Origin of the sequence: Haloarcula sp. K1 (assembly GCF_001647155.1) — an archaeon.
Classification (GTDB): Archaea; Halobacteriota; Halobacteria; order Halobacteriales; family Haloarculaceae; genus Haloarcula; species Haloarcula hispanica.
Genome location: NZ_LRHL01000034.1, coordinates 21500 through 34402 on the forward strand (window position 1 = coordinate 21500; position 12903 = coordinate 34402).

General features: G+C 66.1%; 15 protein-coding genes. 8 read left to right on the forward strand and 7 right to left on the reverse strand.

Going from position 1 to position 12903, the window contains the following annotated elements; genetic code table 11:
• Positions 1-93: 93 nt before the first annotated feature.
• Positions 94-537, forward strand: coding sequence for a universal stress protein (locus AV929_RS10680; protein ID WP_064288242.1), 444 nt, complete (start codon positions 94-96; stop codon positions 535-537).
• 2 nt (positions 538-539) lie between these two features.
• On the opposite strand, the gene AV929_RS10685 is transcribed toward AV929_RS10680, so the two are convergent.
• Both AV929_RS10685 and AV929_RS10690 read right to left on the reverse strand, forming a co-directional pair.
• Entirely contained in the window at positions 540-971 is a 432-nt protein-coding gene (locus AV929_RS10685; RefSeq protein WP_014039584.1) for a universal stress protein, read from the reverse strand.
• A gap of 69 nt (positions 972-1040) precedes the next feature.
• Positions 1041-2891: an ATP-binding protein gene (locus AV929_RS10690; protein ID WP_014039585.1), complete on the reverse strand. Its 1851-nt coding sequence runs from the start codon at positions 2889-2891 to the stop codon at positions 1041-1043.
• Positions 2892-2978: 87 nt separating this feature from the next.
• Here AV929_RS10690 and AV929_RS10695 point away from each other — a divergent pair, with 87 nt between their 5' ends.
• From AV929_RS10695 to AV929_RS10710, 4 genes are all read left to right on the forward strand, one after another.
• The gene (locus AV929_RS10695) at positions 2979-3770 is read left to right on the forward strand and encodes an endonuclease/exonuclease/phosphatase family protein (RefSeq protein WP_080510076.1); all 792 of its coding nucleotides are present in this window, start codon (positions 2979-2981) and stop codon (positions 3768-3770) included.
• 43 nt (positions 3771-3813) lie between these two features.
• On the forward strand, positions 3814-4149 hold the full coding sequence (locus AV929_RS10700) for a hypothetical protein (protein ID WP_014039587.1): 336 nt from the start codon (positions 3814-3816) through the stop codon (positions 4147-4149).
• Positions 4150-4239: 90 nt separating this feature from the next.
• Positions 4240-4590, forward strand: a complete 351-nt coding sequence (locus tag AV929_RS10705) for a winged helix-turn-helix domain-containing protein (RefSeq protein ID WP_044951683.1) — start codon at positions 4240-4242, stop codon at positions 4588-4590.
• Complete coding sequence (locus AV929_RS10710; protein ID WP_014039589.1) at positions 4590-4892, forward strand: hypothetical protein; 303 nt, start codon at positions 4590-4592, stop codon at positions 4890-4892. Before AV929_RS10705 ends, AV929_RS10710 begins: the two co-directional genes overlap by 1 nt.
• A 6-nt stretch (positions 4893-4898) precedes the next feature.
• Here the strand turns inward: AV929_RS10710 and AV929_RS10715 are convergent, their stop codons facing one another.
• Complete coding sequence (locus tag AV929_RS10715; RefSeq protein ID WP_014039590.1) at positions 4899-6149, reverse strand: DNA double-strand break repair nuclease NurA; 1251 nt, start codon at positions 6147-6149, stop codon at positions 4899-4901.
• Between the two features lie 55 nt (positions 6150-6204).
• Positions 6205-6597 (reverse strand): hypothetical protein, encoded by a 393-nt coding sequence (locus AV929_RS10720; RefSeq protein WP_004593761.1) that lies wholly within the window; start codon positions 6595-6597, stop codon positions 6205-6207.
• 170 nt (positions 6598-6767) lie between these two features.
• On the opposite strand from AV929_RS10720, the gene gpmI reads away from it, so the two are divergent.
• Positions 6768-8327: a 2,3-bisphosphoglycerate-independent phosphoglycerate mutase gene (gpmI, locus tag AV929_RS10725; protein ID WP_064288243.1), complete on the forward strand. Its 1560-nt coding sequence runs from the start codon at positions 6768-6770 to the stop codon at positions 8325-8327.
• A 17-nt stretch (positions 8328-8344) separates the two neighbouring features.
• Here the strand turns inward: gpmI and AV929_RS10730 are convergent, their stop codons facing one another.
• Positions 8345-9013 (reverse strand): RNA 2'-phosphotransferase, encoded by a 669-nt coding sequence (locus AV929_RS10730; protein ID WP_064288244.1) that lies wholly within the window; start codon positions 9011-9013, stop codon positions 8345-8347.
• Positions 9014-9196: 183 nt separating this feature from the next.
• On the opposite strand from AV929_RS10730, the gene AV929_RS10735 reads away from it, so the two are divergent.
• Together AV929_RS10735 and AV929_RS10740 are read left to right on the forward strand one after the other, a co-directional pair.
• Entirely contained in the window at positions 9197-9931 is a 735-nt protein-coding gene (locus tag AV929_RS10735; protein WP_014039593.1) for a bifunctional helix-turn-helix transcriptional regulator/GNAT family N-acetyltransferase, read from the forward strand.
• 90 nt (positions 9932-10021) lie between these two features.
• On the forward strand, positions 10022-10513 hold the full coding sequence (locus AV929_RS10740) for a pyridoxamine 5'-phosphate oxidase family protein (RefSeq protein ID WP_023843134.1): 492 nt from the start codon (positions 10022-10024) through the stop codon (positions 10511-10513).
• A 7-nt stretch (positions 10514-10520) separates the two neighbouring features.
• Here the strand turns inward: AV929_RS10740 and nadC are convergent, their stop codons facing one another.
• Both nadC and AV929_RS10750 read right to left on the reverse strand, forming a co-directional pair.
• Entirely contained in the window at positions 10521-11342 is an 822-nt protein-coding gene (gene nadC / locus AV929_RS10745; RefSeq protein ID WP_064288245.1) for a carboxylating nicotinate-nucleotide diphosphorylase, read from the reverse strand.
• Complete coding sequence (locus AV929_RS10750; protein ID WP_064288246.1) at positions 11342-12901, reverse strand: L-aspartate oxidase; 1560 nt, start codon at positions 12899-12901, stop codon at positions 11342-11344. Before AV929_RS10750 ends, nadC begins: the two co-directional genes overlap by 1 nt.
• Positions 12902-12903 lie beyond the last annotated feature (2 nt).

The window sequence follows — 12903 nt, forward strand, 5'->3', positions numbered from 1 at the left end:
CGCAGGACTGCGATGTGTCGATTCCAACACGATTCCACTCAAATCGCGCCAGCTTGCGGAACCAATAAATCACAACCGGGCGACAGGAGGGATATGGTACTACTCGTGCCCTTCGACGGTTCGGACCTGTCGAAAGCCGCGCTAACGCGGGCGATGGAGTTCGCGGACTATCGCGACGAGGACATCACTGTGCTGTCCGTTATCCCGGACGATGCGGCGTACGCGCGGGAACGCGGCTGGATCGATGCGGACGAGGTGTTCGATACTGGGACCGTCGCCGACCGAATGCGAGAGCAAGCCGAGTCGGTCGCCCCGACGGCGTCGTTCCGCTACGAGGTCCCGGAAGACGTGAGCTCGATGGCATCGACGACGACGGACATCACCCGGACCATCAGAGAAGTCGCTCACGAATCGGGGGCCTCAATCGTGTTTATCGGCAGTGAGAACGCCGGACGGGTGTCGACGCCGGTCTGTAGCGTCGGCTCACCGGTGTCGGAAGATCCCGAGTACGACGTCCATATCGTCCGGCACCCGTAGCGCTATCTGACGACGGTTACGGGGACGGACGCTCGTCTGACGACGATTTCGGCGACGCTGCCCAGCAGGATGCGGGACATCCCCGAGCGGCCGTGGCTTCCCATGACGATCTGGTTGATGTCGTGTTCGTCCGCGTACTCCACGATGACCTTCGTCGGTCGCCCGACCTCGATGACGCGTTCGACGGACTCGACACCGGACTCGGCCACTTCAGCTTCGAGTTCGTCGAGCAGGTCCTCCGCTGTGGCTTTCTGTTTTTCGTACCACTCCTCGGAAAAGGATGGAATCGAGGCCTCCGCGCTGTAGCCGGCCTCTGCGGGGTTGATGACGTGCAGGAGAACGACCGTCGCGTCCGGATACTCCTCGGCCGCGAATTCACAGGCTACTGTTGCTTGATCTGAACTGTCGACCGGAACGAGGATTCGCTTTGCCATATGCCCACTTCCGCTGGGGCCGGTTTGAATCTTCGGCCCGCTGCAATCGGTGAGCGGGCCGTCGGTTTGTCAGTCTCGCCCGTGACGGGTCACACACGTCGACAGACCGATCAGTTCGACCGGTTCGGAGTTATCCGGCGAGTAGACGACCCGCTGGCCCTTCTCCATATAGGGAACCTTCGATTCGAGGTTGCTGGGAATGTTTACCGCCGAGATGGCGTCTTCGTCGCCGAGATTGAGCACCATCGTCGTGTTGATCTGCTTGAACACCGGGTCGGCGATGTCCTGGGGGTCCTGCGTGATGAGGTACAGGCCGAGGCGCTCCTTCCGGCCCTGTTTGGCGGCCTCGGTGAACTTCCCGATGACCTTGCGGCCCTGGACGCTGTCGGCGTCGGTGAGGAAGTTGTGGGCCTCGTCCATCCCGAGCACGAGCGGCGTCTCCTTGATGCGGTCGTAGTCCGGGTCGTTCGAGAGCTTCTGATCGATGAGCAGGCTGGAGACGGCCAGCACGATGGTCGATGCGGTCCGGGAGTCCGTGATGTGGTACGTCGGGATGACCGTCAGCCCGCCGTCGCGGACGAACTGCGATATCTGGTCGGTGATGGGGCGGGCGTCCTGGTCGAAGACTGCGCCGAAGCCCTGGACGCGGCGCTTGATGGCGTCGAACGTGGCCTCGTGCACGTCGCCCGCCTCGTCCAGTTCCTCCTTGAGCGCGGGGTCGCCGAGGAACGTCCGGAAGTCGCTGTAGGTCCCACCGGTTCCGTATTCGCGCTCGAACCGCGGGAGCAGCGTATTGACGAGCGCGCCGTACTGGTTGTCGTTCAGGCTGGACCCGGCGATGAGCCAGGGGTTGTCGTGGACGAGCGAGAACGGGATGGTGAACTCCACCTGCTCGGCGCGGTGGTGGCTGGCGTTGTAATCCGCGCCGGCCACCTTCGGGACGAAGGCGATGGTGTCGTCGTGCCCGCCGTAGGCGACGCCCTCCCGCTCGCAGCGGCGCTCAAACTCGTCCGTCATCGCGGGGTTGTCGTCGTGCATCTGGGCGTACTCGTCCTGGGGGTCGAACTGGACGACGGCGAGTTCGGGCGTGCGGCCGTCGCCCATCTCGTAGGTCCGGCCGAGATACTGCCGCAGGACGTTCTTGGAACTGTGGGTCTTCCCGGAGCCGGTCCCGCCGGCGACGAGGGTGTGGCGGAACACGAGCGGGTCGCCGGCGTCGTAGTCGTCTTTCAGCCGGTAGTCGATGGTCGGTGGTTCGGCGGCCGTTCGGACCTTCTCGCCGCCGACGGCGAGATGGCCCAGGAAGACGCCGTCCTCGGGAATCTTCAGGCCGGTCTTGATCTCGGATTTGTCGGTGGCCTCCCGGACGACGGTTTCGGGTTTGGGCACCCGGTCAGTCATCCGCCGCTTGAGTTCGCCACCGTCGCTGTACAGCACTGCAACCGGCTCAAGCTCGGCGATGAATTTGAAATCCCGCTCGTCGATGCCCCGCTCGCGCATCGCTCGCCGGGCGTGGATTTCGGTCGCGTCGTCGGCGTGGAACTCCTGTGCGTACTCCAGGGCCTTGATGCGACAGAACAGGCGCTCACCCCCAGGGTAGGGGACGAGCAGATAGGTCCCGATGCGCAGGCGCGAGCGGTTCCGCGCGGTGACGTACGCCCGGAGGACCGTTTCCTCCGCTTCCTCGCTGATTCGGAGGCCGTTCGCCGCCGAGAGGACACCGAGGCCGGTGTCTGTGCCGGCCGGTGTCACGTCCATATCTTCGAAGTCGTCGTCTGTCGATTGTGTTGTCGGGTCGGTGCTCCCCGACGCGTCGACAGCCCGGTCGCTGTCGTCGGTCGTCTCGGCAGAATCGGCGGCCTCGTCGTCGGCCGCCGCATCGTCGCCGTCGAAATCAGTGAAATCCCCGAGGTCGGACATACCCCACTCCAGGGTAGCCGGGGATTAACACCTTTCCCCAGCAGCATGAATGTGAAACCTTACCCGGATGGCTGTCAACGAACGCATATGAAGCCGACGCGGGTGATGTCTTTCAATGTGCGGTACGACACCGCCGGGGATGGGGTAGACGGGTGGCCTCACAGGCGGCGGCTGGTGGCGGGGATAATCCAGTACCACAACCCCGATATTATCGGGGTTCAGGAAGCGATGGCCCACCAGCTCCGGGAGCTAGAGGTGTTGCTGGACGGCTACGAGTGGGTCGGTGACCCACGGGAATCCGTCGATGCCGGTGGGGAGCACACGGCCATCGGCTACCGGGCCGAGCGCTTCGACTGCGCGGCCACGAACACGTTCTGGCTCTCCGAACAGCCCGCCGAGCCGAGCAGCGTCGGCTGGGACGCCGCCTACCCCCGCGTAGCGACCTGGGCGCGCCTCCGTGACCGCGACACCGACGACGACCTGCTGTGTCTGAACACGCATCTGGACCACCAGGGGGCTGACGCGCGGGTCGAGGGCATCGAACTGGTACTCGACCACCTCGATTCCATCGCCCGCGAGGCCCCCGCAGTCGTGACCGGCGATTTCAACTGTATCGTCGGCGAGCCGGCCTACGAGCGGGCCGAGGGCCACGAACTCCCGGACGGCCGCACGCTCGTCGACGCCCGCGACACAGCGACCGTCACTCACGGCCCGACGACGAGCCGGACCGATTTCCACGCTCTGCTCCCCGAGATGGGGATCGACCATGTGTTCGTCAGCGAGGACGTGGCCGTCGACACCAGAGCGGTCATCGCCGACCGCGACGACGACCACTACGGCTCCGACCACCTGCCCGTCGTGGTCGACTGCGAGCCCTGACCTGGGGGAGAATCTTTTGCCTGTGTGGCCCCTACAGTGAGCTATGTTGCTTATTCGGGGGACAGCAGGCGGGACGGCGCTGACCGGGACGCTGTACGAACCGGGCGAGGAGCCGCCCGAGTTCAACGGCGCGCCGGACGAGGGGACGCCCTACGTCTGGCTCTGTGACGCCTTCTACGAGGTCGAAAGCGGCGGTCAGGTCCAGTCTATCGGCGACCGCGAGATCCGGATTGCTTTCGAGTCCCCGATGCCCCGCGGCTTCGAGACGCGCGATGCGGCCATCGACGCGGCCAAGGAACACGTCCGGACGCAGTTCGCCCGGCTCGGCGTGGCCGGCGAGACGGTCGACGTGACGGTGCAGCAGGCCGAAACGGCGTAGCTGCACGGGTCAGCCGTAATCGACCGTCCGTTTTCTGAGTCAGCGAACGACCGGGGCGTTATACCAATGTGACGGGTGAACCCACTGCGCGTGGCCGAGGACCCGTCCCCGACCGAGGTGTTCGCCCTCCTCGACGATGACTACGCTCGCGCGCTCCTTGCAGCCACGAGTCACAGACCGATGACTGCAACTGAACTCAGCAACGACTGCGACATGTCACTCTCGACCGTGTATCGCCGCCTCGACGCCCTCGAGGACTGCGGCCTCGTCGCCGCTCGAACGCAAATCGCGGACGATGGGCACCATGTAGACGTGTACGAGGCACAGATGGACGAACTCACCGTGTGTCTCACCGACGGGACCTTCGATGTCAGCCTCTCCGTCGAATCGACGACACACGAGTTCGCCGACGCGCTGGTGGATCTCTGGGAGGGGCTCTGATGGACGTTGCCGGCCTCTCCGCCGAAACGTGGGTTACCGTGAACACTGCTTTCCACCTCGCACAGACGGGGGTCGGGCTGCTCATTGCTGCATTGGCGCTCGTCGGCTACCGTCGACAGCGGACCCGCTCCATGCTCGCGCTGGCCGTCGGAATCAGCCTCCTCACCTTCGTCTCGTACCTCGTTACCCTTGGTGCCGTGCAGGTCTTCCCGCGAGTGGTGTTTCCCCTTCCGGGCACTATCACAGAACTCGTCGGGCTCCTCGTCCTCCTGTACGCCATCGTTCTGGCCCGCCGCGGATAGCACGCTTCAGAACGATTCTTCGACGGCTCCCCACCGGATATCGTTGAACTCCCGCTCGCGGTCGGTCTCGAAGGTCCGCTCGATGCGGCGGGTGAGTTCCTCGCTGCCCTGGCGGTCGATTTTGGCGAGTTCGTCAGCCTTCCCGATAGCCAGCGGCGGCCCCTGTTCCCGGGCCACGTCGTGGAGTATCTGTCGTGTGAGTTTGGCCCGACACTCCGGGTCTTTGGTGAACGCGTACGGGGCCTCGACGCGGAACACGAGGTCCGAGCGCGGGTCGTAGAGAACGAAAAACGTCACCTCGTAGGCCTCGGGGTCGAGCGACCGCTCGATGCCTAGCGCGTCGCCGTCGGCGGCCATGATGCCGTCGGTGCCGCCCCGCGAGCGGAACCAGTTCGTCGCGGTGAGACAGTCGGTCTGCCGCTCACCATCGTCGTCGCGACGCTCCAGGATTCGGCGGAAGAAGGCGGTGTCGTTCACCCACGGCGCGTTGGTCTTGCGCCGGAGCGCCCGCGTGAGGGCCTTCGTTGAGGAGTTCTTGATGAACCCCACCATCGGGACGTCCCGCTCGACGAACCGCTCGACGAGGTCGACGTAGTTGTTCACGACCGTTTTGGGGCGGTCGTCCTCCGCGAGCAGGTCGGCCAGTTCGGTGTCGCGGTCGGCCCATCGGAGGACACCGGTCGGATAGATAGGGCCGTCGAGGATGAACAGGTCCTCGACCACGTCGGCGTTGGTCAGCGCGTGCTGGCTCTCGGCGAGGTATAGTGCCAGCGCGTGGACGACCCGCTGCTCGTAGCGGTCGACCTGGGGCACGTCGAGGACGCGCCGCTTGGCGTAGCCGCGGTCCCCGCCCTGCCACTCGCCGTCGAACCCCAGCGTCGCGTCGTTCGAGTGGACGGCCATGATGATCGTCCGGCCGCGATGCAGTTCGACGTCGGATGGCACGCTGCCCATCGCCGCCTGCGCCACGTCCAGCACCAGTCCGTTCTTGAATGTCGTGGGATTGATAGTCCCCGAATCCAGGCCGTGCTGGGTTGGAAACGGCGGGTCCGCCAGCGCGATGTCCTCGATGGGAACCTTCCGGCGGCGCTGCTCGCCTAGCGGTTCCAGAATCTTCGTCCCGTCCTGCCACAGCGGGTCGAGAAAACTGTCCCAGACTTCCTCGGCGGCCGCCTCCTGGTCGCTCGTCTCGACGGTCTCGCGCACCTGCCCGGCGAGCTTGGCGATGCCGTCGACGTGGACCGGGTCCAGCGTCATGCCCGTGCGTTCGCGGGGACGGGGATAACCCTTTGGTCACCTGCCGATTCGGTGGTTACTCCTTGCCCGACTCCTCGCGGAGCAGGCGTTCGATGGCCTCGGCGATCTCCTCGTAGGACTGCATCGTCAGGCCGTCCGTGGTGATGAGCACGCCCTGGCGCTCGGTCGTCGCCCGCAGGAGGTAGCCGTTAGAGAACGCGCGGACGGTGAAGCGGTAGTCGCCCAGTTCGGACTCCTGATATGCGTTTTTCGTTTGCTTGTACCCCTGCCATTCGTGGCCCACGAAGTCGTTGAGGTCGGCGTCCTGTTCAAGGTCCTCCCGCAGGTAGAGTTGCTCGAAGTTCGCACGCGTGAAATACGTCACTGAACGGAGCGAGTCACCCGTCGCTGTCCGGGCTGTCGTGACGATTGCGTCGGCCAGATCGTCCGAGAGAATGTTCCGAGTCATGCCAGACCGAAGGCGGGCCACCCTCTTAATTTCAGGGTTCCCGATACCGGCAGCGATAGCGGAGTAGCGACATGGAGTACCGACACCAGAGCCGCCGAATTTCGCATTATCGACCGTCACGTTCGGGACTGACCGACAGTGTATTAGGCCGGTCGCGTGACCCACCGGGTATGGACGTCGGACTTATCATCTTAGACGGCTGGGGCCTGAATCCGGACGACGATGTCCGGGATGCCGTCGCCGCCGCCGACACGCCGAACTTCGACCGCTACCGAGACGCGGGCGCAGCGTCGACGCTTGCCACCCACGGCCGCCGGGTCGGCCTCCCGGAGGGCCAGATGGGCAACTCCGAGGTCGGCCACCTCAACATCGGGGCCGGCCGCGTCGTCAAGCAGGACTCCGCTCGCGTCAGCGATAGTATCGCGCGCTACCGGGGCGAGTCGCCGCCCGATGACGCCGCACAGGACCCGCCATTCTTCGAGAACGAAACGATTCTGTCGGCCTTCGAGCACGCCGAGGACCACGGCGGTCGGGTCCACTTCATGGGCCTCGTGTCGGACGGCGGCGTCCACTCCTATCAGGACCACCTCCACGCGCTCATCGAACTCGCTGGCGAGCGTGGGACTGACGCCGTCTCGCACGCTTTCACCGACGGCCGCGACACCTCGCCGACCGGCGGCGAGGACTACCTCGCGGACCTACAAGCCCACGCCGAGGCGCACGGAACTGGCCACGTCGCCACCGTCTGCGGGCGCTACTACGCGATGGACCGCGACCAGAACTGGGAGCGGACCCGCCGGGCCTACGACGCCATCGTCCACCGCGAGGGCGACCACCACGCGGATGACGCCGTCACGGCCGCTACGGAGTCGTACGCCCGTGACACCACGGACGAGTTCATCGAGCCGACGACCGTCGGCGACCACGCCGGTCTCGAAGACGGCGACGCGGTCATCTTCTTCAACTTCCGCTCGGACCGCGCCCGACAACTCACCCGGATGCTCGGCGACATCCGCCCGGACGACTGGGGGGCCGACACCGAACCGCCGGACACCCGACTGGTGACGATGACGCAGTACGACGAGACGTTCGACCTGCCGGTCGCCTTCCCGCCGAACCAGCCCGAGGACGTACTCGGCGAGGTGCTTTCTGAAGCCGGGAAGACACAGATTCGGCTGGCCGAAACGGAGAAGTACCCCCACGTCACCTACTTCCTCAACGGCGGCCGTGAGGTCGCGTTCGACGGCGAGAGCCGCGAAATCGTCGATAGCCCTGACGTGGCGACCTACGACCTCCAGCCAGAGATGAGCGCGCCGGAACTGGCCGACACCGCTATCGAGTTCATCGAGACTGAGGACCCCAGCGCGATGGTCCTGAACTTCGCCAACCCCGACATGGTCGGCCACACCGGCGACTTCGACGCGGCGGTGACTGCCGTCGAGGCCGTCGACGAACAGCTCGGCCGGCTGGTCGCGGCGATTGGGGCCGCCGGCGGCCACGTCCTCATCTGCGCCGACCACGGTAACGCCGACGATATGGGGACCGAAGACGACCCGCACACAGCCCACACGACCAACCCCGTCCCGTTCATCTACCTCGCCGCCGACGGGACCGCCAGTGGCCGGACCGCCCGCGACGGCGGGACGCTGGCCGACCTCGCGCCGACGATGCTCATGCTCATGGGCATCGACCAGCCGGAGGCGATGACCGGCACGCCGCTTGTCGAGTAGGCGGCGGCGCAATCGCGCTATTTTTCCAGCAGCGAGAGGTACTGCGGCGGCACGCGGTCAGTCGTGTACGTCTCGATCCCGCGCTTGACGATTCGGCGGTCGTCGGCTTGCATCGCCGCGGCGTCGACGACGAACACGACGGGGTCGGCGGCGTGGCGACGTCCCACCTCGCGGGCCGCCGCGACGGAGTCCGAGAGGTGGACCGTCTGTCGCCCCATCGGCTTCAGTCCCGTTTCGCGTATCGACGCGACGTTTCGCGGTACAGTTCCGTGATACAGCGTCGCCGGGATGGGGTCGTCGGTCGCATCCAAGGTTACGTCGACAGAGTGCCCGTAGGCCGCCCGAACGCGGCCGCCAGCGGCCACTGTACTTGACTCGTCACTGGTTCCTGTCCGCTCGAACCGCCCTTTCGGGTCCGTGGCGATGACTCCAGCCAGCGCCTCGCCGTCGGCCCAGTCGTACTTCCGCTCGACTGCGGCCTGGAGGGACGCGAACGCCGTCCACCCCGCTTCGTCTACCTCGATACCGGCGTCCTCGGGAAAGTGTCTGAGCGCTCCCGAGGTGAATTTCGAGAGCTGTCGCCGCTGTTCGCCGTCGAGAACGAGGGTCCCCTCTCTGTCACAGACCGGGCACGCATCCCCCTCGAAAAAGCCGTCCTCGGAACAGCGACGGACCGCGTCTGGCATGGTCGAGAATGAGCCACGACCATACAAAAGCATCACGCGGACGTGACGACGGCCCGCGTATCGACAGCTGCCAGACGCTTTCACCGGCGGCCACGGCATCGCTGCTGGCAAGTCGACATAAGCTCTCAGACTAACTTCTCGGGAATTTTCAAGTGGATACAGGCATCAGTGAGCCATAGCGAAATGCCGTCCCCAACAGACCTCGAACTCGGCGGTGAGCGGTCCGACGTGTATCGGTTCGTGGAGCGGAACGGCCCCGTCGCGCCCGCCGAGGTGGCCGAAGCCATCAGCGTCGATCCCGAGCGGTTCCAGCACCATGTCTCCATTCTCAAACGGGACGACCTCATCGAGTCCACCGAGGACGGGAAGCTGACCGTGGCGCTCCACCACGGCGAGACGGCCGAACACTACGAGGCCGGCGTCAGCTACGAGATACGGCCTTCCCGGCCGTCGGACCTCTCCGGCGTCGTCGGGACGATACGCGACGTGACCAGCGAGGCACCGTACATCATCGCGGCCGGTGTCGCCGAGCAACTGGCCTACGAGGACACGCTCGTCCGCTGGGGCCCAAACCGCTGTCGCGTCGTGTTCGTCGCCACGGTCGACGACGACGTCGTCGGCTGGGTCCACGTCGCCATGTCCGAGGTGGCCGAACTCGCGTCGACGGCCGAACTCACGCTCGGAGTAATGGAGACGTACCGCCGCCACGGTATCGGCAGCCACCTGCTCCACCGCGGGGTCGAATGGGCCGCGAGCCGCGGCTGTCGAAAGGTGTACAACAGCCTGCCGGCCACAAACGAGCGGGCCATCGACTTCCTGAAGGAGACCGGCTGGACGGTCGAGGCTGTCCGCGATGGCCACTACGAGATCGACGGCGAACTGGTCGACGAGGTGATGCTGGCGCGCCGGCTGGACTGAGACGGACTGACGGCAAGGGCCACCCTTGTGAGCGGAGAACCCGGGGCTAGCGCCCTATGGCTTTATGATTATCTACCGACAAGTGACGACATGACAGTTACCGAACTAGAAGACTACGGAATGCTCCGGATGAACGTCGAGGACATCGAAAAGACCCTCGAACGGAAGAGCATTGGCGTGCTTGGCGTCCCGACCGATTCCGCGCCGCTACTGCGCCCGCTTGGTTTCTGGTACGACGGCGAGTCCGCGCTCTACTTCGTCTACGTTCTCGGTGCCGACAGCCGGAAAGTGACGGCAAGCGACCACGCGGACGTTGCCCGGTTTCTCATCTACGACGTCGAAACGACGTTCAACTGGCGCAGCGTCCTGCTGACGGGGACCATCGAACGAGTCCCTGACGACGAACGCAGGGCAATCGAAGAACAGATAGACACTTCCTGGACGCCCGACGTGTTCGAACGGGCGGCCGAGACGGAAGCCACAGCGCTGTATCGGTTCCGGATCGACGACCGGGTTGGTATCAAGCAACTCGAACTCCCGCCGGAACTCAGAACCGAATTCTCGACGAGCGGGCCGGATTGACCGGTACCTAGCCCGTGCGGAAAGAGAAATCCAGCGTCGGCGCGGAGTGGGTCAGCGATCCCATCGAGATGATGTCCACGCCCGTTTCGGCGTAGGCCGGCACGTCCGCAACTGTGATACCGCCGCTAGCCTCGGTGAGCGCGTCGGAAGTGGACGCTGCCACCCTGTCGACGGCCCGCTCAGTTTCCGCGGGAGTCATATTGTCCAGCAGGACGATATCCGCGCCGGCCTCGGCGGCCCGCGGGGCGTCCTCCGGAGCTTCGACCTCGACGTCGAGTTTCGTCGCGAAGGAGGCCCGCTCGCGGAAGTGCTCGATGGCGTCGACCAGTCCCATCTCGGCGATGTGGTTGTCCTTGACCATCACCATGTGCGAGAGGTCCAGTCGATGGGTGTCGCCGCCGCCGGCCGCTACCGCCCGCTTCTCGATGCCGCGCAGGCCGGGAGTCGTCTTGCGCGTGCCGGCGATACGAGGGGTGGAATCTGTCGCAGCCGATTCCGCCGCATCGACGGCGGCCCGTGTCTTCGTCGCCACGCCCGAGGCATGGCCGGTGATGTTCACGGCGACGCGCTCGCCGCGGAGGACCGACTGCGCGGGGCCGTCGACGCGAAGCACTACGTCGTCGGCGTCGATGGCCGCCCCCGAGTCGACCGGTGTCTCAACCGCACAGTCCAGATACTCGAACACCGCGGTGGCGGCGTCAAGGCCGGCGACGACGCCGGACTCTTTCGCTACCAGTCGCCCCTCGGTCGTGCCGGGCACGTCGTTGGTCACGTCGTGGTGGCCCACGTCCTCGCGGAGCCACCGCTCGATGTCGCTGTCGGCGAGCATCAGTCAGCCGTGGACTCCGGTGGTTCCTCGCTCGCATCCACGAGATTGTGCGTGCCGACGCTCTCCTCGTTCTCGGCGGCGTGGCGCGCGATCAACAGGGCGGTGACGCTGGCGTGGCGGAGTTCGTACAGCGAGCGACTGGTCCGCGTGCGGACGTAGGCGTCGACCTCGCCCTTGAGCCGGCGGAGGACGGCCATCGCCCGCTGGAGGTCGGCCGGGTCGCGCTCGACGCCGACGTTCTCGTCCATCACGCGGGTCAGCCGCTGGAACTTGTCGCGGGCGAACCGCTCGGGCAGGTCCGGGTCGCGTTCGAGCAGTTCCGGCGCTTCGATTGGTTCGGGTTCGGCCCCGGCGGCGTCTTCGCCGGCGCGTAGACCCCAGACCAGCCCTTCGAGCAGGGAGGTGCTGGCGAGGCGGTTCGCGCCGTGGACGCCGGTTCGGGAGCACTCGCCGACGGCGTACAGTCGGTCCAGCGTCGTCCGGCCGCGGTCGTCGACGCTAACGCCGCCACAGAGGAAGTGCTCGGCGGGCGCGACCGGAATGCCCTCAGTCCAGTCGATGCCGTGCTCTTTACAGCGGTCTGCGAGGTTCGGGAACTCGTCGGCGAAGTCAAGCGGCGAGACATCCAGCGTCACCTCACCGGTCGCCTCTCGCTCCGCCTTGACTGCCCGGGCCACCACGTCGCGGGGCGCGAGTTCGGCGTCCGCGTGGTAGTCGGGCATGAACCGCTCTCCCTTGCCGTTGCGCAGCAGGCCGCCCTCGCCGCGGACGGCTTCGCTGACGAGGAAGGCCACGTCGCCCGCTCCGGCGGTTCCACCGCCTCCGTCCGAGCCACGGGGTGGCTCGCTATCGAGCGTACAGGCCGTGGGGTGGAACTGCACGTACTCCATATCCTCGACCTCGGCTCCGGCGAGCGCGGCCATGCCGATGCCGTCCCCGGTCGTGTTGTCGGGGTTCGTCGTCCGCGGGTAGAGGTCGCCGATACCGCCCGTCGCCAGCACGACACTGCCGGCGAAGTATGGAGTTACCTCGCCGTCGGATTCGAGCATCGCGCCGTGGACACGGCCCTCGTGACGGATGAGTTCGAGCGCGGCGGTGTCGTCCAGAATCCCCACGCCGTCGTGGTCGTCGATGTAGTTCAGGAACGGGACGTGGATGTGTTTGCCCGTCGAGGCGTCGACGTGGAGGATGCGGTCCTCGCTGTGGGCGGCCTCGCGGGTGAAGTCGTGGCCGGACCCGTTCTGGTCGAAGTCAACATCGAGGGTCTCCAGCAGCACGTCCTCGACGGCCGCGTTTGCGTTCTCGACCAGCACGTCGACGGCGTCGGGGTCGGCGGTGCCGTCGGAGGCGGCCATGATGTCGTCTTTGAATTCTTCGGGCGTATCTCGGGAGATGGCGATGCCGCCCTGAGCCCACCAGGATGAGGAGCCTTCCGGACGGGTCGCCTTCGTGGCGAGCGTCACGTCGTCGCCTTCACGGGCCGCGGCGAGCGCCGCCGCCAGCCCGGCGATGCCGGAGCCGACGACCAGCACGTCCGTCGTAATCGGGTCGTCCGTCATGG

What these genes read in the sequence shown, in the direction of transcription:
- AV929_RS10715 (WP_014039590.1), bottom strand. Translation starts at nt 6,149, where the DNA reads ATGACGCTGGACCCGGTCCACGTCGACGGCATCGCCAAGCTCGCCGGG.
- AV929_RS10720 (WP_004593761.1), bottom strand. Translation starts at nt 6,597, where the DNA reads ATGACTCGGAACATTCTCTCGGACGATCTGGCCGACGCAATCGTCACG.
- AV929_RS10710 (WP_014039589.1), top strand. Translation starts at nt 4,590, where the DNA reads ATGGACGTTGCCGGCCTCTCCGCCGAAACGTGGGTTACCGTGAACACT.
- AV929_RS10735 (WP_014039593.1), top strand. Translation starts at nt 9,197, where the DNA reads ATGCCGTCCCCAACAGACCTCGAACTCGGCGGTGAGCGGTCCGACGTG.
- AV929_RS10690 (WP_014039585.1), bottom strand. Translation starts at nt 2,891, where the DNA reads ATGTCCGACCTCGGGGATTTCACTGATTTCGACGGCGACGATGCGGCG.
- AV929_RS10730 (WP_064288244.1), bottom strand. Translation starts at nt 9,013, where the DNA reads ATGCCAGACGCGGTCCGTCGCTGTTCCGAGGACGGCTTTTTCGAGGGG.
- AV929_RS10750 (WP_064288246.1), bottom strand. Translation starts at nt 12,901, where the DNA reads ATGACGGACGACCCGATTACGACGGACGTGCTGGTCGTCGGCTCCGGC.
- AV929_RS10740 (WP_023843134.1), top strand. Translation starts at nt 10,022, where the DNA reads ATGACAGTTACCGAACTAGAAGACTACGGAATGCTCCGGATGAACGTC.
- nadC (WP_064288245.1), bottom strand. Translation starts at nt 11,342, where the DNA reads ATGCTCGCCGACAGCGACATCGAGCGGTGGCTCCGCGAGGACGTGGGC.
- AV929_RS10680 (WP_064288242.1), top strand. Translation starts at nt 94, where the DNA reads ATGGTACTACTCGTGCCCTTCGACGGTTCGGACCTGTCGAAAGCCGCG.
- AV929_RS10685 (WP_014039584.1), bottom strand. Translation starts at nt 971, where the DNA reads ATGGCAAAGCGAATCCTCGTTCCGGTCGACAGTTCAGATCAAGCAACA.
- AV929_RS10700 (WP_014039587.1), top strand. Translation starts at nt 3,814, where the DNA reads ATGTTGCTTATTCGGGGGACAGCAGGCGGGACGGCGCTGACCGGGACG.
- AV929_RS10695 (WP_080510076.1), top strand. Translation starts at nt 2,979, where the DNA reads ATGAAGCCGACGCGGGTGATGTCTTTCAATGTGCGGTACGACACCGCC.
- gpmI (WP_064288243.1), top strand. Translation starts at nt 6,768, where the DNA reads ATGGACGTCGGACTTATCATCTTAGACGGCTGGGGCCTGAATCCGGAC.